This is a genomic window from Mucilaginibacter aquatilis, from assembly GCF_009755275.1.
GTDB lineage: Bacteria > Bacteroidota > Bacteroidia > Sphingobacteriales > Sphingobacteriaceae > Mucilaginibacter > Mucilaginibacter aquatilis.
Genome location: NZ_WQLA01000008.1, coordinates 83,048 through 106,099 on the forward strand (window position 1 = coordinate 83,048; position 23,052 = coordinate 106,099).

The 23,052-nt window shown below is 43.2% G+C and carries 15 protein-coding genes; 1 reads left to right on the plus strand and 14 read right to left on the minus strand.

Annotated features, from left to right (window positions below; genetic code table 11):
- Positions 1-434: 434 nt before the first annotated feature.
- On the minus strand, positions 435-1,790 hold the full coding sequence (locus GO816_RS17780) for a Gfo/Idh/MocA family protein (RefSeq protein ID WP_157543306.1): 1,356 nt from the start codon (positions 1,788-1,790) through the stop codon (positions 435-437).
- Positions 1,791-2,417: 627 nt separating this feature from the next.
- Here GO816_RS17780 and GO816_RS17785 point away from each other — a divergent pair.
- Entirely contained in the window at positions 2,418-3,365 is a 948-nt protein-coding gene (locus GO816_RS17785; RefSeq protein WP_157543307.1) for an aldo/keto reductase, read from the plus strand.
- Positions 3,366-3,419: 54 nt separating this feature from the next.
- Here the strand turns inward: GO816_RS17785 and GO816_RS17790 are convergent, their stop codons facing one another.
- The 13 genes from GO816_RS17790 to GO816_RS17850 all read right to left on the minus strand — a co-directional run bounded on the left by GO816_RS17790 (position 3,420) and on the right by GO816_RS17850 (position 23,051).
- Positions 3,420-4,511, minus strand: a complete 1,092-nt coding sequence (locus tag GO816_RS17790) for an SGNH/GDSL hydrolase family protein (protein ID WP_157543308.1) — start codon at positions 4,509-4,511, stop codon at positions 3,420-3,422.
- Positions 4,512-4,630: 119 nt separating this feature from the next.
- Positions 4,631-5,398 (minus strand): SGNH/GDSL hydrolase family protein, encoded by a 768-nt coding sequence (locus tag GO816_RS17795; RefSeq protein WP_157543309.1) that lies wholly within the window; start codon positions 5,396-5,398, stop codon positions 4,631-4,633.
- Positions 5,385-7,397: an FAD-dependent oxidoreductase gene (locus tag GO816_RS17800; protein WP_157543310.1), complete on the minus strand. Its 2,013-nt coding sequence runs from the start codon at positions 7,395-7,397 to the stop codon at positions 5,385-5,387. The genes GO816_RS17795 and GO816_RS17800 overlap by 14 nt, the downstream gene beginning before the upstream one ends.
- Before the next feature lies 1 nt (position 7,398).
- Positions 7,399-7,890: a hypothetical protein gene (locus GO816_RS17805; protein WP_157543311.1), complete on the minus strand. Its 492-nt coding sequence runs from the start codon at positions 7,888-7,890 to the stop codon at positions 7,399-7,401.
- 10 nt (positions 7,891-7,900) lie between these two features.
- Complete coding sequence (locus GO816_RS17810) at positions 7,901-9,319, minus strand: RagB/SusD family nutrient uptake outer membrane protein (RefSeq protein WP_198171565.1); 1,419 nt, start codon at positions 9,317-9,319, stop codon at positions 7,901-7,903.
- A 10-nt stretch (positions 9,320-9,329) separates the two neighbouring features.
- The gene (locus tag GO816_RS17815; RefSeq protein WP_198171566.1) at positions 9,330-12,665 is read right to left on the minus strand and encodes a TonB-dependent receptor; all 3,336 of its coding nucleotides are present in this window, start codon (positions 12,663-12,665) and stop codon (positions 9,330-9,332) included.
- 208 nt (positions 12,666-12,873) lie between these two features.
- On the minus strand, positions 12,874-14,013 hold the full coding sequence (locus GO816_RS17820) for a FecR family protein (RefSeq protein ID WP_157543314.1): 1,140 nt from the start codon (positions 14,011-14,013) through the stop codon (positions 12,874-12,876).
- Between the two features lie 299 nt (positions 14,014-14,312).
- Positions 14,313-14,882, minus strand: a complete 570-nt coding sequence (locus GO816_RS17825; RefSeq protein WP_198171567.1) for a sigma-70 family RNA polymerase sigma factor — start codon at positions 14,880-14,882, stop codon at positions 14,313-14,315.
- 383 nt (positions 14,883-15,265) lie between these two features.
- A complete protein-coding gene (locus tag GO816_RS17830) occupies positions 15,266-16,708 on the minus strand; it encodes a sialate O-acetylesterase (RefSeq protein WP_157543316.1) in 1,443 nt (480 codons plus the stop codon).
- Positions 16,709-16,721: 13 nt separating this feature from the next.
- Positions 16,722-18,536, minus strand: a complete 1,815-nt coding sequence (locus GO816_RS17835; protein WP_157543317.1) for an alpha-1,3-galactosidase-related protein — start codon at positions 18,534-18,536, stop codon at positions 16,722-16,724.
- Between the two features lie 86 nt (positions 18,537-18,622).
- Positions 18,623-20,839 carry a prolyl oligopeptidase family serine peptidase gene (locus GO816_RS17840; RefSeq protein ID WP_157543318.1) on the minus strand — a complete coding sequence of 739 codons (2,217 nt, stop codon included), beginning with the start codon at positions 20,837-20,839 and terminating at the stop codon, positions 18,623-18,625.
- A gap of 6 nt (positions 20,840-20,845) precedes the next feature.
- Complete coding sequence (locus GO816_RS17845) at positions 20,846-22,240, minus strand: glycoside hydrolase family 28 protein (protein WP_157543319.1); 1,395 nt, start codon at positions 22,238-22,240, stop codon at positions 20,846-20,848.
- A 28-nt stretch (positions 22,241-22,268) separates the two neighbouring features.
- Positions 22,269-23,051, minus strand: coding sequence for a rhamnogalacturonan acetylesterase (locus tag GO816_RS17850; protein WP_198171568.1), 783 nt, complete (start codon positions 23,049-23,051; stop codon positions 22,269-22,271).
- Position 23,052 lies beyond the last annotated feature (1 nt).

Here is a 23,052-nt window from a genome sequence, read left to right on the forward strand (position 1 = left end):
TACATAAACTGCCCCTGCATTTAAAAAATGCGGCACAGTGCTGCTGCCTTTCAACATTAAGATTTTAAAATTTGGTTTATAACTTTGTTATTGCTCAGAACTAATACCTGTTAAGCAATGAAGTAAAGTTAGGCGCATAGAGCTACCGATTTGTTCAATTTCTTACCAATGTGTCTCAATTAATTAAGTTGAGTAAGCCTACTAACAAGGAGTTAAGCCCCTCATCCAATACTAGTTGCCATTTCTATAATTGTATCATCAGGTAATTAAATAACATGGATGAGGGGCTTAACTGGGAGAATTTTAATATTGTACTTTTGTAAATGAGCCTGCATATGATTAAACAGATGCTCAAAAATTTATAAATTGATTGTATGCTGTTTTAAATGCGTTAGCTGATAATGTTTACAACTCATTAATCTTTAAAACAACTTTTAAACTTTTGGCTCCCATCCCGGTTCGTAGGCCCGGCTCCACAACTTCTGAGCCTCCGGGTCATTAATAATGTGCCCGTTTGATGGATTGATATGCAGATCACGCCCTACCCTCCAGGCGATATTACCCAGTTGCATAGCCAAAACGCTTTTATGTCCTTGCACTACGTCGCTGTTTGGTTTTTTATTGTCGCGTACGGCCTGCAAAAAGTTGGCAACATGCAGGCTATCTAAACCCAGGCTTGGGCTTGCAGTATTGCGGCCTTGCAAAGCAGCATTTTCTGCTGCGCTTTGTTTTTTTACCTGCCTTACCACTTTGCCGTTTAAATCATACACCGTGTAATCTTCACCGTCGGTATCTAAACTACCGTTGTCGCCATAAAAAATAACGCCACGATCTGCGCCCTCTATTTTCCGTCCGTTTGAACTACGGTTCTCCCACATCAATGAAATACGCCCCGGATAATCCATACAAACAATTTGCGTGTCGGGCGTTTGCCAGGCATCCTTAAACTGGTAACGTCCGCCAACCGAAGTTACGCGTGTAGGCAAATCAACCCCTAAACCCCAACGTGCCAAATCTACCTCATGCGTACCATTATTAAGCGCCTCGCCGGTTCCATATGTCCAAAGCCAGTGCCAGTTGTAGTGTATCAAGCCGTCTTGATAAGGTTGGCGCGGAGCCGGGCCTTGCCAAAGGTCGTAATTTAACCACTCTGGTATGGGCGCTGGTTTTAACTGCATGGCTTTACGTGCATTAGTATACCAGCATTTGGCAAAATAAATGCGGCCAATAACGCCATTGTGTAATTCGTCCATACATTGTATAGCCAAGGGAGATGAACGACGTTGTGCACCCATTTGGACTACCCTTTTATATTTAAGCGCTGCCTCAACGGCTAGTTCGCCCTCGCGCGGATTATGGCTAAGCGGCTTTTCAACGTAAACATGTTTGCCGGCCTGGCAACCTAAAATGGTCATTGTAGCATGCCAGTGGTCGGGCGTAGCAATGTAGATGGCATCAACATCTTTATCACGTAAAACATTTCTAAAATCCTTTTCACCTTTAGGTACATCGGTAGTGCCGGTTGCATTCTGTATCTTTTTTTGCGTATTGGGAATAGTGCGCGAGTCAACATCACAAACGCTCGTTACTAAACATTTGTCCTGTTTTGCAAAGGTAGTACACATACTGCCGCCTCTTCCGTTAAGGCCTATTATTGAAACATTAATACGGTCGTTAGCGCCAATAATTCTGTTATAACTCTTAGCTGTAAATCCAAAGGATTGGTTACTAAAAGCCAAACCTCCGGTAGCAATAGCTACTTTTTTCATAAAGTCTCTTCTTTTTTCCATTGTTGATAGGGATATATGGTTAGTATTTGTGAAGTATAATTACAATAGTTTAAGCTGAAGACGGTTGTAAAATGTAGGTCGAAAACCATTTTACAGCGAATAGTGGTTTTAACTTGATGCGTTAGGTACTGAACACACCAACACCAACTTTTGTCCTATTGGCAGACGATAGGCCAGTTGTTCCATTTCGTATTTTTTAGCAAAGACTATGTTGCAGAAAGTAACACGAGCCAGCGTAAAAACTGAAGGTATTCTCATTAAAGGTTTAATAAAGGTTTACATGTACTTAGAGAAACATTTCAGCTAAAACTCACACAGGTTATCAAAATAGATAGTTGTTAATCAGATATGGGTACCGTATAACAAAAGCAGATTGGTTCACTCGGTATCTACTGATATATAAACGGATTTGTTACGACATCTTTCTTGCAATGATAAACCCGACTAATCGTCTCATTTACTTGTTTAATTGTATCGAATTCAGTTTACAAATAACACTGAATTTAACCCAACTATGTAATAGTCAATTTATTATCACAAAAACTTTCATTTCAATAACGTTCAAAGCAGCCATATGGGGGTAGGAAATTATTTTAAATGCATAAGTTTGAATTAACCAATTATATTATGGAAACCAAGAACCAACAGAACCAAATTAACCGCAGAAATTTTCTACAGAAAAGTGCAGTATTTGCAACTTCTGCAGTCGTTTTACCCTTTTTGGCTAATAGTGCATACAGTGCCTCAAACTCTGTAAAAGGTAATAGTTCAATTCCAACCGTTAAGCTGAATAACAATTTACTTATGCCAACCATTGGCTTTGGCACCTACTCATTAAGAGATGACGTATGCAAACGTTCTGTGGCTGAAGCTATTTCTGTAGGGTATCGCCTTTTAGATACGGCAAGTAGATATGGAAATGAAACATTTGTGGGCTTGGGAATTAAAGAAAGTGGTATAAATAGAAAAGACCTTTTTATAACCTCAAAAATTTGGGTAGATGATTCTGGGTACGAAAAGACAAAAACAGCGTTCGAAACCTCTTTAAAAAAACTGGATACCGATTATTTGGATTTATATCTGATTCATCGGCCAAGAGGAGACTTTAAAGGTTCGTGGAGGATGATGGAAGAGCTCTATAAAGAAGGTAAAATTAAAGCTATAGGAATAAGTAATTTCACTCCAGCTCAATATAAGGACTTGATGTCAGCCGCGAAAATTAAACCCGCAGTGAATCAAATTGAAACTCATGCTTTCTTCCAAGAGGTGGAGTCATATAATTATTTTAAACAAACCGGGGTACAAACTGAAGCCTGGGCACCATTTGCCGAAGGCAGGAATGGACTTTTTACCAACCAAACTTTAGCTGATATTGGAAAAAAGCACAATAAAAGCACTGCTCAGGTGAGTTTAAGGTGGCATTATCAGCGTGGTATTGTTGCAATACCCAGAACAGTTCAAAAAGCACATATGATTGAGAATTTGAACATTTTCGACTTTAAGCTTAGTGAGTCGGAGATGAAAGCAATATCAGCCTTGGATCTGAATACCTCTCAATTTCCGGAGTGGACGTAAAGAACCGGCATTGTGTCTTTATTTGCCATTTCTTTCTTAAGAATACACTGCTGACTAGATTCTGTAACGCTTCAATATTTTCAATATTCGCGGTTTTATTTTTTGCAACATCCTGTCAAACCCGAGGTCGTTTGGGTGAATACCGTCGGTTGTCCCTTCCTGGTCTTTTCCTAAAAGGCCGTCGGCTTCAATCAGGTACAGGTCTTTGTCCTGCTTTTGCAGCTTGTTTACCTCTTGTTTAAAGTATTTGTCTTTGAGGGCTACTCTTGCCGCAACCACCTTGTCGAAGTTTCCTTTCTCTCTGGCCACGCTTTGTATACAAACGATAGGTATTTTGGGGTGTGACCGGCGTATTGTACTGATCAGATAATTGGTCCGTGCCAAAAGCTCCTCAGGCGAAGGGTTGGGTACGCAATCTAATATAATGGCATCCATAGGCATAGCTGCAATCATATCAGCAACAGATGCTTCCAATTTTGCGTTACCGCTAAAACCAAGGTTAATGAAATTGTAGCCGCTTTCCCTTGAGAGTTTAGCCGGATAGGCAAGCCCGGGGCGACTTGCGGATGCACCCTGCACAATACTTGACCCATAAACCAGTATCTGCTTTTTAAAAGGGTTAGTGCCGGGACGGAGCTCGGCCCCCTGATCAACCCCTACACTCAAAGAAAGCACCTCATCATAAGTAGGAAGAAAAAGCAGGCACTCCTTTTCTCCGGGCATCATATTTTCAACAATCATTGCCTCCGAGCAGTCATGTGATACTGGCCGGGCCACACCGCCATATTGCCAGCGACCGTCTCGCTTTATATAAAGGTCCATCCCTTCATATGCTATACCCGTCATGTTATTTGCCGTGGCTTGCTTGCTGGTGCACCATTTAGCAGATATAGATGAGCTGTTGGTAATAAAGCTTATAGCAAGCCCTGCCGAGTTCGTAGCCAGGGACTTTACAACACCAGGTATGGCTTTATGAGCTGAAGTATCAAGCCGATGGAAAAACATCTTACCTTTTTCGGCCTTACCAATCATGGTAAGTTCTCGCGCGTCGGTATAAATTAATTTTGTTGATTGCTGCGCTTTACTAACAAATGTTAAACATAACAGCAATACAATACTCCAAATGAAACTTATTAACTTATTCATTGAGTTTACCGCTTTTCTAAAAAGTTATATTAATGGGTGATCAAAAGTTTGATGTTATCTGCGTTAGAAAGCATTCAGCATTTGCATCTGACCGTAATGATGAAGGCTGCCGCAGATCACTATCCTTGGTCATTAGAATCGACAGTCAAAAGTTTATTTAAAAAGCCCGGATAACTGTTGTTATAAATGGTACCATCACCTTTGGTTATGCTATCGCCAAAACATACTATCTGTTGGGTAGGAAGTTTGTGGGCCATAATGTAATCATAAACAGAAAGGCCGATGAAACGGTAACCGTTGGCCGTAGGGTGTATACCGTCGGTCTTGTTTGCGTTGGCCTCGTTCTGTATCAGCGAATCTTTATCCAAACCAACCTTGCCAATGGCCTCAAAGCGCATACTTATGTCAAGCAGATGCGCACGGTTTGCTTTAGCTACTTTTTTGATTACCTCATTTACTTGCCGGCGGCGGGCAGCCACTCCTTCCGGCTGATAGAATGATGCCGGATGCCTGGTTAAAAGATATGGTTCATACAAAGGCAAAATAGTCATAATTAGCAGCTTGCTTCCGCTTTTTTTAATGAGCTGTGCAAGCTGATGCATATTTTGCTCATATTGTTCCAGCGGAATATGCTTTACACTATTCATATCATTGGTGCCGGCCATTAAAATTGTAAGCTTAGGCCTGTGAGCCAGGCAGTCCTGCTGTATACGGGCAAGCATCTCGGCGGTGTTATTACCGCCAATACCTGCATTGATGATATTTACACCACCATCATCCGTACTGTTCAATGTATCTTCTTTGCTTGCATACATCTGTGGTGATAACGTCATAAAAGCCAAACCTGCACCGGTCCCTTTTATCATTTGTCTTCTATTGATGCTCATTACTCTTAACTTTTTGTGGAACAAACAATACAGCGTCGGCCACTACCACACCGTTAGCCCCCTCAGTTGATATTTCAACGTAGCCACGCCTTTTAAGCTGAAAATCGGCAGACCCTAAAGCCACCCATTCACCCGAGGCTTGCCCAACTATTTGTATCTCATCCTTTTTTACATTTCTGGTGGTAAGCTGATTACCATTAAAAATCTTCACCGTGGTCACATCAGACGCGTTGGGTACTTTAGAAAAGTAGGCATATATCTGGTACTTACCCGGCTTGGCAATAGCGGCACTAAATTTTACTGCCGAACTCCCAGCCGATGAAGCTTTTAAGAATGATGGCCCATACCCTCCAATTTTCTCCCTATCCCACTTGCCGGTTACTGTTACGTTTTGTGTATCATCATTGTCAATCAGTACCTCTGCCAAACTATGATCTGCCAATGGGTTGGTCTTTAATTCGTTCTGTAGTTTAGTCACATCAATTTGTTGTATAGCGCAACGGCCATCAATGGCCTGGCAAGCTGCCACCGCCGATGATTGCCCTAGCACCATAAAAACCGGTTCCATACGGATAGAACCATAAGCCATGTGGCTTGCTGAAAGACAGACCGGAACAGTTAGGTTACTGCATTCACTTTGCTTTGGTGTGATTGAGCGGTAGGCAATTGGATACGGACTGATTCCACGCAATTGTACATCACCCTCGTTTTTAACCATACCATCTACCACCAATCGTTGTGCATTGTGCGAATCCATATTATAAGCGCCCATACCAACACCATCAGGCACTACCACCTTGCGTTCGCAGTTAGCCTGCGTCATTATATAGGCTCCTATCATCCGTCGTGCTTCGCGCACGTATAACTGTTTGGTAAAGTGCCCGCTTTCCAAATACTCATCCTTAGGGTAACCCCACTCCAGCATTTGGTTGCGCAAATGCTCGGGCACTCGCGAATCATGACCGGCAAAATATAACAGGCCTTTGGTATAGTCCTCATGAGCAGTCAGGATAGCCTCACGGGTTTGATAGCTGCCCTCCGGATATTTGTAATTCATGCCAATCATATCGGTAGAAAAAGGCCCGTTATTGTTGATGTCGGTTTTGTGGTTAGGCATCAAACTCATTTTTAAAAATGCCCACAGATCTTTACTCGGTTTGGCAGCAAGGTATCTTAGCAGTAATTCATACCTGCTTGGATCGTACCTTTCAGGCTTAGTAATGGGGATGCGGTTAGCAGGGTCATTACTCAGGCATATACGAAAATTGTAAGCTTGTATTTTTATATCGCCTGTACCATTTGGCTCAAGTTTGGCATTGCTTATGCCCCAAAGCAACCCGCTTTTAGGGTCCCCCGGTATCTTATACGGATCAATATTATCCGGAAACTGGTGCTCGTTCTTTAACTGCACACCACTTACGGTTTCATTATAAAGCGAATTGTCTTCGCGGCCGATGGTATAGCTCACGCCTGCCTTTGCCATAAGATCGCCCTCGTATGAGCAATCAATGAACTGTTTGGCAACTACTGATCTTTTTGCAGCCTGTGGATGCTGGCTCTGTTCTAACCGAATGCTTTTTATAACGGTTCCGGCCTTAGTGACAGCGTTAAGGCGCCAGTTATAATAGATAGTTATCCTTTTTTCTTTTGCGTATTTTAAAAACACGGCATTAGCTACCTTAGGCTCAAATGTCCATTGTTCCAGTTTACCGTAATATTGGCCTATGTGGCGGTAAAAGTCGCGTGCAAGCCCGGTTACTACGTATTTGTTACCAATATCTGTAAAGCCCAGGCCGCCGCTGGAGAGACCGCCCAGCCTGTTGCCAGGCTCAATTAGTATTACGCTTTTGCCCGACTTTGCTGCTGTATAAGCAGCGATAACGCCGGCAGACGTTCCGCCATAAATACATACGTCGGCCCCTGGCGCAACCAGGGGCCGGGCGTATGCCCATTCAAAACTGAGACAGAACAGTACGATTAATAGGAATATTCTGTTCATTTTAATTAGTCAGCGTGTAAGTGAAGGTTTTGTAATTGCGATCGGAGCCCATGCCCACCTGTACATTGTTTGATGCGGTGGTCATGGTTATAACGATAGTACGATTACCACTAAGTGGACTATTAATCACCGGTATCTGTATATCAGCATACCACTTGCCTGCCGGTATAGTAACCGCCAAGGCTGCGGGGGGCGTATAATTAGTACCAGCAACGGCAGTGCCCGATAAGGTATAGTTAACATTAATGTCAAAGCCTTTTAAAGTGTTAACATATACCCGGGCCACTGCAGGTGATACCGAAACTTTACCAGATGCTGAATTGGTGATGGTAGTAGAGGCCGAGGCACCCGAACCTGTATTGGCATTGGATGTGATGTACACAGCATCTACTACGTTCCCTGTAGCCTCATCTTTTTTGCAGCTTAAAAAAATCATCAGGCATAATGACGTAAAAAGCAAGTATTTTTTAGTTACAACATTCATATTTAACATGATACAAAATTTAATAACCTGGATTTTGAACTAAGTTTCTGTTTTTTATGATCTCATTAGCGGGTATTGGCCATCGCAAGTAGTTGACGTCATTGAAGCCTGTTACGGCGGCGTACCTGCCTGTACGTACTAGGTCATAATACCTTTTTCCTTCGAAGGCCAGCTCTGTAAAACGTTCGTTTTCTATTGCTAAACGGACATCGCCTTGTGACGTGGCCGTGGTACCATTTAGACCGGCTCTTGTTCTGATTTGGTTCAATAGCGTAATGGCCTGGTTGGTTTGGCCAAGCTCGTTGAGCGCTTCCGCACGGAAAAGAATGACCTCTGCCAACCTGTAAATAATAAAGTTAGAATCCTGAAACAGCACAGCCCCCACTAGTGTGCCCGGATATTTAGCTATATAAATCCTGTTCGCGTCACGAAACGGTGCCGGCGTAGGACCTGTGTTTTTATAAGTAATGCCTGCCCGGAGATCAGTGGCGGGTAATGCTGTTAATAATTTATTGGATGGCAGGTAGCGCCAGTTGCCGGCAGTGTACGAGCCACCTATAGGCAGAAACTGCTCGGTTAGCCCGTTAACATCATTTGTTCCAGGAGTACCTTCCTGGTTCGCGTTGTTGTACTGAACTTCGAGGATAGATTCGGATTGATTTTTTAATGTGAATATATTACCAAAATTAGCGCCCGATAGCAGCGAATAACCTGCCGGACTGCTTATTACCAGTGCCGCAGCATCTGCTGCTTCCTGATACTTTTTATTCCATAAGTAAAAATCGGCCATTGCTGTGCGTATGGCAGCTTTGGTGGTTTTTCCTTTGTTCTCAATAGTGGTAGCAAAAGGCAGGTCCGGAACCAAAGGTTCGGCGGCTTTAAGGTCTTTTTCTATTTGGGCAAATATTGTAGCACGGTCATTATTCTTGGGGAAAAAATCGTTGCTCAAATCCTCGTAAGGCTTTATAATAAGCGGTACGTTTTCAAAGGTTCTGGCCAGATAAAAGTAAAACAACGCACGTAGAAAATAAGCTTCGCCTATAATCCTGTCTTTACGGCCTGCCAATGACGGATCGGTAATGTTAGGAACGTTGGCAAGCACGCTATTGCAGCGGTTTATTCCACTATACAAAGCGTTCCATCCATTTACATAACTGTTACTGGCCGAGATATTACCATTAACCACCTGCAAATCTGCACTTAAAGGTCTGTCAGTAGCTGCAAGAATATCAGCGCGGCCGTCTCCCCAAAGCTCAAAGTTTACAGGAAGTTTTTGTAGCACATCATAACAAGCGTTAATTGCATTATCGGCATCTGACGCTGTTTTGTAAAAGTTAGCTGGGGTAATCTGGCTGTCAGGTACCTGATCCGTCACCTTTGTACAGGAAACCGAGAAAAGGCAGAACATGATGATAGCAGTAATTATATTGATCTTCATTTTTTTCGATTTAAAATCCAACGTTAATTCCAAAAATGTAAGCACGGTATTGAGGATAGGTGCCTTGATCAACCCCCAATTGAATAGAACTGGCCTCAGGGTCATAACCGGTATATTTAGTGAGCGTGAAGAGGTTTTGTGCGGTTGCGTACAGTCGGCATGATCTTACTTTTACTTTCCCAAGTAAGCTTGCAGGCAGTTTGTAGCCAATTGTCAGGTTCTTTGCTCTCAGGTATGAACCGTCCTCTATCCAGCGGTTTGAAAACCGCCTGTTACCAGCAGGGTCTACATAGTTAGCGCGTGGAATGTTAGTGATATCACCTTCATTTCTCCATCGGTTCAATAGCGTTACTGATCCGTTAAAACCAGTAGCCGATTCTGCAGCGTACCTCGTTCCGTTGACAATATCGTTGCCATAACTGAACGTCATCAATAAGTTAAGGTCAAAATTGCGCCAGGTTACCGCATTATTAAAGCCGCCTGTAAATTTCGGCTGCGCATTGCCAATAATCATCCGGTCGTCAATATCAATTGTGCCGTTACCGTTCAGGTCTTGAAAAATCATATCGCCACCTTTGAAAACATACCCATTGGTACCAAAGCTTGTGCTAGTTATTTTAGCTGTGTTGTCAGTTGAATTGCGGTATACACCTGACTGCCTCCAGCCATATAAACTGCCAATAGGGCTGCCAACCTGCAAAATATTGTATGATGTAAGCGATCCTGACAAGCCAGCGCCTACGGTTTGGATAATGTTTGCCGCGCCACTGTAAAGTTGTACAACTTTATTACGATTGAAAGATATATTGAAGTTGCTGCGCCATGATAGGTCCTTGTTGTCAATATTGATCGTGTTTAGCCCAAATTCAAGGCCTTTATTTTGCGTGGCACCAATATTTTGCAGCACAAAGCCGAACCCTGAGGTGTTAGGTAAAGGAACCTGCAGTAATAGGTTAGAAGTATTTTTCACGTAGGCATCCACAGTAAAACTCAACCTTGATGACAAGAGCGAGATATCAAGTCCGGCGTTGTACTGAAGCGTGGTCTCCCAAGTAAGATCAGGGTTAGGGAGCGTGGTGAGTGCTATACCGCTTTGACCTATGTAGTTGGCTCCGGTTGAGTACTGCCCCTGAGCAACATAATCACCAATGGTTTGGTTACCCGTTTTGCCAACACTTGCTCTGAATTTCAAATCATTTATAACAGAGTTCTTATTCCAGAATGCCTCATTTGATACGCGCCACGCAGCAGAGACCGCTGGAAAAATGGAGTAACGTTTATTAGCCCCAAATCTTGATGATCCATCGCGACGTGCCGAAGCCTCCAACAAGTATTTGTCATTGTAAGCATAACCTACACGTGCAAAGGCTGAGGACAAACCATAAGCCGACGTGCTTGACGATACACTGGTTGGTGTTGTGGCCGCGTTTAACGTATAAATATTATTAGTTGAGTAAGGCGTACCTCTTCCGTTCAAAGCAAATGAGCTACGTTCCTGCTGGCTGTAACCTAAAAGCCCCGTTAAGTGATGCTTGCCAACATCGTGAGAGTAACTTAATGTATTCTCAATGATCCAGCCGGTTACGTTAGAATTAAACGCCTCTCCTACCGCAACACCATTACGCACCGCATCAGATGGTTGAAAAAACTGATCGGTAACAGCATCATAGTCAATCCCTGCTGTACTTCGTAATATAAGCTTCGGTATAATTGTGTATTCGCCATAAATATTGCCTTTTACCGTGCTTACCTGGTTCACATATTTGAGCTTATTAGCAAATGCCACCGGGTTTATAAAGCCTGACACATCTCCCTGGTAAAAGGTTCCATCAGGATTATAGATAGGTAAAGAGGGGGATTTTTTTAAAGCCACCTGTATAAGTGAAGAGGCACCATCGTCGGTAGACACCCTGTTGTTGGTGTACCTTGACAATGACAAATTAGTACCAAATTTGAATTTGCTTGATGCATCATAATCAAGGTTAATACGACCTGTACCGCGGGTAAAGCCCGACTTTATTATAATACCCTGCTGATCCAAATAACTTCCGCTAACCGAAAACCTCAGTTTATTTTCTCCGCCACGTACAGATACCTCATAGTTGGATATTGGGGCAGTGCGGAACAAGGCATTTTGCCAGTCGGTGTTTGAAACCGTACCATCAGGTGCGGGCAATAAAAATCCGTATAAAGAGGTTATACCGTCAGACAATGCATTGGCACGTCCCTCTTGTATAAGGTCAATAGCTTGCTGACTGTTCATCAACTTAACCCTGCGGTTAGGATTGTCTTGCTGGAAACCGGTGTAATAATTAAGGTTGAATACGGTGCTACCCTTTTTACCATGTTTGGTAGTAATTAGCACAACACCATTGGCAGCCCTTGATCCGTAAATAGCCAACGCACCCGCATCTTTCAAAACCTCCATCGATTCAATATCATCAGCATTGATGGCAGCAAGTGCCGATGGCTGACTGCCCGATAAGCTGATACTACTTAAGCTGCCTGATTCTACCGGCACGCCATCAATAATATAAAGAGGATCGTTACCCGCGTTAATTGAAGTAGTTCCCCTTATGCGCACGGTAACACCGCTACCCGGAGAACCAGAGTTTTGTATCACCTGAACACCAGTGGCACGGCCTTGTATTAAAGATTGAGGAGTTGCTACGGGTAAGTTCTCAATATCCCTACCCTTTATGGATGATACTGCAGAAATTACATCTTTCTTTTGCTGAGTACCGTAGCCCACTACTACAACCTCATTCAATGCCGATGGAGTTTCTTCCATCACAACATTAATAACGTTTTTACCTTTTAAAGCGATTTCTTGGGTGGTGAAACCTATTAAATTGAATACCATCGTACCGTTATCATCTGGTACTCGTAAAGTAAACTTACCCTCAGCGTTAGTAGCCGTTCCGGTGGTTGTGCCTTTAATTGATATACTGACCCCTGCTAACGGTTGCCCTTTATTGTCGGTAACAGTTCCGGTGATAACGATTGGTGCAGCTGATCGCGTAGCGATAGTAGCAGCTGACGTTGCGGGCGTGACTTTCTTTTTAATGACGACCGTATTGCCGTTTATTATAAAATTCAGTGGCTGGTCTTTAAAACAACTATTAAGGGCATCAGTCAATGACCCATCAGCTATATTCAAACTCACGGGTTTGGCCGTCTTGATCATTGCCGAATTATAGATAAAGTTATACCCGGTTTGTACGCTTAAGTTGGTAAGAACGTCATCCATTGACGCATTTACAACGCGGATATTAACTTTCTGTGCAAAGCTTGCTGCGTTAACCTGAATCAGGGCCAATGCCCACATTACGATGGTTAATTTCATTACTCTCAGAAATTTAGGTGGAACGCAGGAGCAAGCCCTGCATATTATTGCAGTAAAATTTTTATACATTTGAATGTTAGGTTAGTGTATAATTGGTTTTTGAACTACTGAAATGCGGACCTGATCCAGCTTCTCAAGGCTGGGATCACCGGGGACGCGGCAATGTAACCGGTGATCATTTTAGGACGCAGTTATACAACGGGAACCGTTATTTCATAACTATGATCCTCCTTCCGTCTAGTCTAAAGTGAACAGTACCTGTAAGTTCCAGGTTGTTTAATAACTCGGAAATGTTTTTGTACTTGGTTACGCGGCCGCCATATTCATCAGGCGAAAAACCCTTTTCGTAAACCACATCTACATCATACCAGCGTGATGCCTGACGCATGATGCTGACCAGGCTTGCGTTACGGAATTGAAAAAAGCCATTTTTCCAGGCTACAGCCTCCTGAACATCAACCTTATTTACAGTAAAGCCGCGCTGGTTACGGGTACTTACAGCTTGCTCCCCGGGAGTTAATACCTGCTTTTTACCATTACGGGTTACTTTTACCGATCCTTCCAGCAGCGTGGTTTTGGCATCAGGTTCATCATCATATGCGTTAACATTAAAATGCGTGCCTATCACCTCTATTTCCTGATCGTTAAAAACCACTTTAAAAGGCTTATGCTTATTCTTAGCTACCTCAAAGTAAGCCTCACCAGCAATTTGCACACGGCGCTCTTTATTTGTAAAAGCTACAGGAAATTTTAGTGTTGACGCCGAATTGAGCCAAACTTTTGTACCATCTTCAAGTGTAATGTGGTACTCGGCACCACGCGGGGTAGTAAGTGTATTATAACCTGACGTGGCATTTGCCTTGCCTGCTGAAGATATGATATAATTTAATGATCCATTCTTTTCTTTACTTACTGTGATGCCTCCCTGATTAACTAAAGTGCCACTACTCTGATTAGACAGAACGACCTCTTTCCCATTGGCCAGCTTTAATACTGCTTTATCTTTGCCGGGCTTTACGTCATTATTTCTAAGAGCGTATGAAGCGTTGTTTTCTTTAGGGCCTGAAATGTTGCTCCATAAATAAATGCCTGTAACCAGCAAAACCAGTATTGTTGCTGCTACATATAGCCAGGTATTATGGTACCGCACAGAACGGGCACCATGACCGGTAGCCTCATTTAACCCGGACAAGATACGAGCCCCACGTTCACGCTCTTCTGCATCCATTTCCTTGGCTTCAGCCAATTCGAGATCGTCTTTGTAAGTCATTACTTTCGCGATCTCTTCTTCAGAGGCCTCCCCCGCTAAAAATTTTTCAAAAAGAATGAGGTACTCGCTTCGTTTCATAATTGTAGGCTATTGAGGCAAGCCTTTAAAATTATAGAGTGTCTTCTGAATGCCGCACACACTAACTTTTATTAAAATTTGTGATGTGAATAACTTTGTCTGTAGAAATACTTTTCTGTATAATACTAACGACACAAAGACTGTGTGGATTTGCTAGGTAAAAGAAGGATGTGCAGGAGCTAACCTAAAAATGTCATTCGTGGTGGGAATATATATATATGCCGATATAATATTATCTCTAGTATAGCTTCAAAATTGAAACAGCGAATGCCTGGTTACCGGGCGTGTTGTAGACTTACTTAAAGATTGTGGGCAGATAAGACCAATAATATCATTATCTCCTTAAGATTGAAACGCAGGTGTTTCAACGCAATAGTAATTTGATTCTCCACCGAGCGCTTTGAGATTTTTAACATTGCAGCAATTTCATCGTTAGAAAGATAATCTCTCCTGCTAAGTAAAAATATTTCCCTGCAACGTAGTGGAAGCGCATTCAAATATGACTCAAGTTGCCGCTCTAATTCGCTGGATTTCAACCTTTCACTACCTTGATTATAGCTGACCAATTCGGTCCTATTCTCAAGATTCTCGCTGTAAGATATAATTTCTGTTTTAAGCTTTTTTTGATATTTAAAAACCTGATACCGTATAGATGCTTTTAAATAATGTTCAACATTGAGGATCACCAAAAACTTCCGCCGATTCCATAAATTTAAGAAAAGGTCGTGCACAGCCTCTTCGCAAGCAATTTCGCAATCAAGATATTTCTGTGCCGTTTTGAATAGTCTTAACCAGTACCTGTCAAATAGCTCACAGAATGCACGATAATTATCGCCAATGATCAAAGACCATAAGTCGGAATCACTCAAGGAGTTTAGCTGCATGTAAATAATCGGTTAAGTAAACATACAGTTTAATTCCTAAAGAATACAAGTGCTGAATGCCGGCAAGCGGGCTACTGCTATGGTTAGCAACTTTAAAGTGGAGATTTGATACAAATCGACAAAAGAATGATACAATCTACCTACAGGGTTCAAACCTTATCTTTAAGATGACGAGCATCCTTATGCTTAATTACGTGTAATAAGTGTTTTCTAAGTTACCATCCTAACAAACGGTGACACAGCACGAATTAAAGTATATGCCCATTTATCGCCCCTATTGAGCCAAATGTCACTTAGCAAGGGAATTGCTGTTAGGTTGAAATACGGAAAAGAACACACAACAAAACACACTCCCGTTCATTATCTCATTAAGGTTTGTTGGAAATCAGCAAACTGTCGGTCCTGAATGAGGATGCAGGGAAACCCTCAACGTTGTACAATTCACCAATTACCCACTCGTCAAAAGCATATCGCGCGTTTAGCGGTTCTTTAACTTTGTCGTTCCAAACTTCTATACCTTCATTAGTAATCTTCGCCTTCGCAGGGTGGAAAACGTTATCAGCGCCAGCTATTCGAAAGTTGGTTAAATCCTTTCCGTAAGAGGTTAAGCCTAACGGTGCGTAATCAAAGTATAATTGGAGGCGCCCGTTCTTGATTGCTTTTGACCGGTATACAGGGCCGGAAAAGGGCAGCGTTTTAAAATTATAGGTATTAGCTAGTGCCCAATGTGCTAAACGTTTGCCAACCGTTATCTTATCGGGCGGGTGTATAAAGCGTTCTGCTCCAATATCTAAAGTAACAGCCATGCCACTGTTTGGTATCACTTTCATTGCGTTCAGTTGTACCTCGCGTAAGCGTTGCGGACCTTTATTGGTGCTATCGCGACCATAATGATAAGGTGCTATTTGCACATAATAAAATGGCAGCTTACCCCCGCCCCACTGCTTACGCCAAGTGGCTACCATTTGCGGGAAAAGGCTTTTATACAGGTTTGGCGCATCTTTATTGGCCTCGCCCTGGTACCAAATAAACCCTTTGATGGCGTAGCTGGTAATGGGGTGCACCATTCCATTATACAATGCGGTAGGCGGCTGGCGGTCTACCGTTGGTGGCGGAAGCTGCGTCGGCAGTTCGATCTCAGGATGTTGCGTGATAGATGCCTTATCCATCCATGTTTCAATCTTAGTACCGCCCCATGAGGAGAAGATTAGCCCTACCGGCACTTTAAGGCGATGCTGCAGCATTAACCCAAACTGGTAGGCCACGGCACTAAAACTGCCTACGCTTTCAATGTCCGCCTGTTTCCACTCGCCGTTGCAAGTATTTAACGGTGTTAAGGATGGATTTCGCGCTACGGTAAACAAACGCATCTTTGGATTATCAGCATTTAGTAACAATTCTGCCGAATTTGTAACCGGCTGATTTTTCCATCCCCTTACCGGCATTTCCATATTCGATTGACCGGAACAAAACCACACTTCCCCAATCAACACATTAGTAAGGGTAACCTTTTCACCGTCATTAAAGGTGATGTTATATGGCCCTCCGGCAGCGGGAGTTGTAACGTTAATATGCCAGGTACTATCCTTGTTTATAGCGGCTTTGTACTGCTTATTATTCCACGAAGCAATGATCTGTAAACTTCCGCTTCGGGTACTTTTACCCCAAAGCTTAACTGTAGCTTTTTGCTGCAGCACCATGTTGGAACTTACCAGTGCGGGCAATATAACGCGGCCGTAGCTGCACAATGCAGTAAACATAAACAGTGATAGCGCAGATAGCCGTTTTATGCAAAATTTGGATAGCTTCATTTGCTGACGATGATTACCGTGTGGCGTTCAGGTTAAGCTTAAATAAGCCGTCGGGTATTTTAACGTCCGAATTTTCCATGTGGCTTATCGCTACGTCATGGGTTGTATATTTATCGTCGAGCTTGTTGCGGGTTATTTCTACCTCACGGCAGCCATCCAAAAGGAAAGCAGATTTTTGCCAGGTGTAAGGCGCATATTTATCGGTTTTAATTATACGATTGTTATCAAAATACAGACCCCTTACAGATACCGCCCTTACTAACGGGGCATCAAAAACCTTGAACTGATTGTTGGTAATGCGTATGTTTTTATGATAGGGTTCGGTACTTGAGTTTTGCGGTTGGTGTGATGGTGTAATAGTGATCACAGCCTCGCCCCATTCGCCACGGTTGCCATTTTTATTGCCGGAGGTAAGACAGTTTTCAAACACGTTGTTTTTTATCTGGAGGTTAGTGGTGGCGCCTGCCTCAAACCAAAAGTTAAGGTCACCCTCTATTAAAATAGCCGTGCCGGCGGTACGGAAATAGTTATCCTCTATCACTACGCGTTTAGGCGTTGTTACCAGCAAACCACGCGCGCGGTTGCGCTTCAATATTTTACAACGGCGAAGTTCCAAGCCTGCAGTCCAGGTTTTATTCTCGGCAAAGTCGCCGGCGTTGATATTGGCGGGTACGGGACTGGTAAAAGTTAATGCATAATTGTCCTTATTTTTTTTAACTGAGCTTACCACACGTATTTCCCCTCTTTGAGCCGTGGTTTTATTGATGAACCACACACTGTCGCCCACGGTGGTTAACCGGGCATCCTTAAACTCCACTGTATTAGGACCAGCTATTTTAGTGATAGCCATATTGCGTCCATGAATATTAATAAAGTCGTCGCCCTGCCCTGTGTGAGCACAATTTTCAACTTTGATGACACCTTTGCAGTTTACGAAATTAGTGGCATCGGCAGTACAGCTAAATACCCGGCCTTTTTGATCGTTTACACATATAGAGGCGTTTCTCATGGTGATGTTTTCGGTCCGTTCGCCTCTTAACCCAAAACCTAACGTATGGTAAATTTTCAAATCCTGCAGCAGTACATCCTTACTGTTTTGGATATGAATGCCAACATTACCATACCTTATATGAAATAATGCTACATAAGTCCCTATCTCGGGTTTTATACTGGGCTTACCATGAAACCTTACCACGCCGCCCGCAAGCTGCTCAGCTTTACTCTGAAAAATATTACCCAAAGGTGCATCCCAGGTATTGTATACTATCTCTTTATTTAACTTATCATAAAGCGTTCCGTACATTTTTAACACCGGCAGCTTCCAGCCCTCGCCGGTAAACTGTATAGTGTCTTTTTCTATTTGATATGGGTAAGCTTCGCGGTCAATTTTCACGTCGAGGTACGTATCGGTAACACCAACTACCTGGCATTGCGACGTAAAGGGGCGATCCCAATCAACCGTAAAGTTTCGCAGCGCAATATTGGTGCTGGAGTCGACATTGGCAATCTGCATCTTTCCGTGAAAGATAAACTCTGAGTCGCCGCCATCTATGGTTACGCCATTTTGCTTATAAACGCTCATGCCCACCGTATTTGAACTGCCCTCGCGCGGGAAAAAATCATACCTGCCTTTAGGAAATTGTATGGTGATATTCTTCTTGCCTTTGCAGTAACCAAGAGCCCTGTTTATGGCAGGAATTACATCTGAGTAACTATTAGGGCTGCCGCCAAAAGAGGTTATGTTGATTGTTTCCTGCGAGTAAGCTTCGCAAAACAGGCATAACAATAACAACACTACACATGATTTCTTGAATATTTTATGTGCCATAATATCAGGTTTAATTAATTGGATAAGGTTTAGGCCGGTGTGTTTATACGGGTGTATTAATTGGTTAATGGGCGCACTATGAATGATTAATCTTTAATCCATTTTTCAAATGAGCTATAACTATTGATATTCAAGCCCGACTCAATAATTAAATTATCGATGGTGTTACGAACCGAAAATGCTTTCCTGGTAACACTATACTCTTTTTCAATTTTCTTCGCGTTTGCTGGTTTACTATCAGCTCCGCAAGTATTAACTATCAGCAACTTTTTAGGCGCCAAGCTTGCGGCAAGGTCAGGCAAATCATATTGCCCTATCGAACCGGCCACCGTACTGTGCAGAAACGATGGTTTGTAATTTTCATCTTCTACAATTGACAGGTAAGAGGTGTATGGCTCAATCATGGCAACACGGTCTATATCATCACTAAAAGCAGCTGCGTGTAGCAACGCTGGTGATAAAGAACTAATAGCTAATCCAAACACCTTTTTAGCCCCAATTTGCGCTTTCAATAAGCGCGACAGCGTTACAATATCGCCAGCATGCAAACCTGTGATACTCCGGCCAATGAGCATGGCAGAGAACCAATTGTTATAAGAAACGCTGTCGATATAGGAATCGCCTTGAAACACGCCAGGCCCTAACTCCCCGTTGCCAAGCATGTCTGGCACCATTACGGTAATTCCTCGTTTTACAAACCATTCCACTTCGCCCGATTTTGCTCCGTATGCCGCTTTGCCTTTAGGGTCAAGATAGAGAAGTGCCCGGTCGCCAGGTGTATCTGGCCTAAATAACAGGTATGGTATATCATAGTCACCCTCCCCTTTCACCATAAATTTTTCAATCACGTATCCGTCGCGCTGTATCCGCCCGGTGAAAACGGGTTTAGAAATCTTAACCGGTTCGCGAAAGCCTGAAATATTTTTAGCTACAGGCAGAAGGCTTTTTAAATAGTCGGGTGAGTTTTTACGCTGATCGTTCAACACTTTCATTTTGACCGAAGCATCCTTACGATTCAAACTAAACACAGTTTCTGCCTTGTAAGAGGTAGCCACCTGCCCGGTTTTGGTAACCTGAAGCTGTTTTGGTGATAGGTATGCAATCTCTTCTTCGGTTAACGAGCCCGGGTTATTTAAGGTTTTCTGAAAAAAAGCATACATCGCTTCGCGGTTCTTTTTTGTCGATTCGTGTCCGCTGTCGTCAGTAACCATTGCAAACTGATCAGGCTTACCATACAACTTATACAAAGGGGCAACTTCTTCTACCGTTTCCATGGTACCCTGTATAGGGAACATATCTCTGCTGGTGGCTATTACCAATGTGGGCTTAGGAGAGCGCACCGCCAATAAATCGGCCATATCAATACCGCTACTAATGCCGTGCATGAAGTTCTGCTCAGCATCCTGCGGACCTAATGACTGGTACAGCCAATTAAAACTTGTAACATAATCTTCGGGTGCTGCGGCCTTTATCCTGTCATCAAAAGCAGCAATGAATGCGCTTTGCGTCCCCCCGCCCGACCGGCCGGTAATGCCAATACGGTTAGGGTCAACCTCTTTGCGGGTAAGCAAGTAATCAACCGCCCTGATACCATCCCAAATAAAATAGTTGGCCAGCGTATTACCGGTTATAAATAGTTGTGCGCCGGGGTATGAATGCTCGTTCGATGGCGATACAAGGCGGGAACGCTGAGTAGCCGAATCCAAATACCCCAACCTTTCGCCTTGACCCAATGGATCATAAGCAAGTACAACAAATCCCTTTTTTACCAAATTAAGAATAGCGGTTTGATATCCCGCCGAGCGGTAGCTTTCCCAAATGTGTCCGCTGCAATAAACTATTGCTGGTAAGGGTTCATTTTCCTTACCCTTAACAGGTATAAAAATAGATGCTGTAACATAAAACCCCGGCCGCGATTGGTATACCACATTTTCTACTTTGTAACCGGGTCTTGCAATGGTTGATGTTATAATAGGTTTAAGCGGCTGTTTTTGAGGGAAAGCGCCAACAGCCTTCCCTAATTTGTTACGCATCCGCTCCTGTCTGGCTTGCCAATCTTTTAAAGCAGAAAGCTTGCTGATCTGCGTCGACCGGTCATTCAAATAGCCGTATGCCTGCCTGGCAAAGTAATGATACATGGCATTAGCAGCATCGGTATGGGCCATAAACTTACGTGTGCTGCCAATGCCATCAAACTCAGGCTGTGCATGGCAAAGCAGACTTGTGATATGTAATAAGATAATGACAAGGATGCTTCTACGTAAACGTAGTTTCACTTTTTGCATTTTGCCTGATATTGCCATTTTAAGCTACTGGTTTACCGATGTGTTAACTGCATTTGCTTTGTACACCGCTTTATCAATAATGTATTCGCCGTCCACTTTTACGTTTGTGGCTTTAAGTTGCTTTACATCATCAAGGTATAACGCAGGGCGGGCGTCAGGAGCGGCTAATCTCACCTGAAAGTTATCAATATTGATGTTGCTGGCATGTCGCACATATAAACCCGACGCAGGTATGGTCCAGCCAAAAATGCGGTTCTCGGGATAGTCCTTTTCATTTTCAGGCACCTTGCGTTCGGCATCTTCACGGGTGCCGCCGCCTTGGCTGTTTATCAAAATATCCCGCAGCGTTACATTTTCAATATTGAACCCCGGCACACCGGCAATCATGCTCGACATGCGGCTATGGCTCGTGGCTGTGATGTTTGATATGATCACGTTCTTAAAGCTCCCGGTAGGGTTTTTACGACTACCCAAGCGCATAAATATGGGTGTTTGCACTCCCGTCATGGTGATATTGGTGATGCTTACCTGATCAAGTACGCCTCCGTCTACAATTTCCAAAGCAATGCCCGATATACCGCTGATAGGTATACCTATATAATGGTCGGGCTTATCAGCCCACTTATGAAACGGCGACTCGGTAGCCCGGCGCAACGAGCAGTTACTGATAGAAATGTTTTTAAAACCGCCAATTGAGCCGGTACCCATTTTAATAAGGTTACAGTTTGAAGCCGCTATACAATTGGTAATGGTAATATTCTCGGTAACACGTTTGGTTGAGTCCTCGCTTTTAAGGCAAATTGCATCATCGCCCGAGTCAATATGGCAACCTGTAATGATGATGTCTTTACCGTCTATATCGATGCCATCATTATTTAAGTTGGCATGCGAGTAAATAGACACACCCCTAACGATCACATGCTCGCTGCCAAACAGGCGAAGCGTCCATGATGCTGATTGTAAAAGATGGACATCCTCAACCAATACGTTTTTACAGTTTTTGAAAAATATAATGTACGGACGATTGGGAGCTTCTTCGCCAATGGTAAATTTGCCGCCGTTGCCAAAAAGCGTGCCGCTACCGGTAACCGAAACGTTTTGCACTTCGTTACCCATTACCAGGCTGGTATACTTGGCGCCGTTAGCAATAGCGCTGATTTTTGCCCCGGCTTCCAGGTGCAGGTTTATGTTTGATTTCAGGGATATCATCCTCGAGGCAAATTCTCCGCCCGGTACAACCACCTTGCCGCCGCCTTTGGCACTGCACTCATCAATTGCTTTTTGTATAGCGGCGGTGTTGTCAGTCTTAGCATCGGCCTTGGCACCAAAATCGGTAATGAGGTAATCTTTGGCCGAAGCGTTATAAGCCGAAGCAAACAGAGCCAGTATAATTAGTATGTGTTTTATATTTTTATTCATGACTAATGTATATATTGGATGCAGATAGTTATTGCGTTAAATAATCTTTGATTTTAAGGTTACTGGCTTTGATATAATTAACTACAGTAAGTGCGCCTACCTGCGCTCCTTCGGTAGTTGGATGTACGTGGTCATTGATAAAATATTTAGCTGTGGCTTCCTGTCCCTGCTTCTCGTACCTGTCTCCTATAATATTGTTCAAATCCAGAAACAAAGCCTTTTTCTTTTCGGCTACTTCCTTACCCCATTTGCCATAGCTTTCGTTTACCCGGTCTATTTTGCCATCTTTCCATTTGTCTTTAGGTACGGGCGAACAAATGACCACTGTAGCACCTTTGGCCTTTGCTTCGTCAACCATGCGCGATAAATACCAGCCATAAGTATGCACCACCTCTTTGCTTTTGGTGAAATGATTTTGAATAACTGTTGAGTCGTTGCCGATACCCCTCATGCTGCCTCTTGAACGCAGGGTGTCATTTACGGGACTATCGTCATTATGGCCAAATTGTATAAAAACTACATCGCCGCGTTTTAATTGCGTAGCCACAGGCTTCCACATGCCATTTTTAACCTGCGATGGGTCATGAAATACACCTGTGTAAAATGTACGGCTGCTGGTACCCGATACTGCCCTGTTTTGAATGCTCACCTTACTGGTGTCAAAATAACGGTACATAAGCTTTCCCCAGCCGCCTGCAACGGTCGAGTCGCCTACCAGGTATATGGTAGGTTTATCGGGCTTAACAAAAGAGATGAGTATGAAGCACATGCCGGTAGTTAACAGGCATAGTAATAAATTAATTCTTTTCATT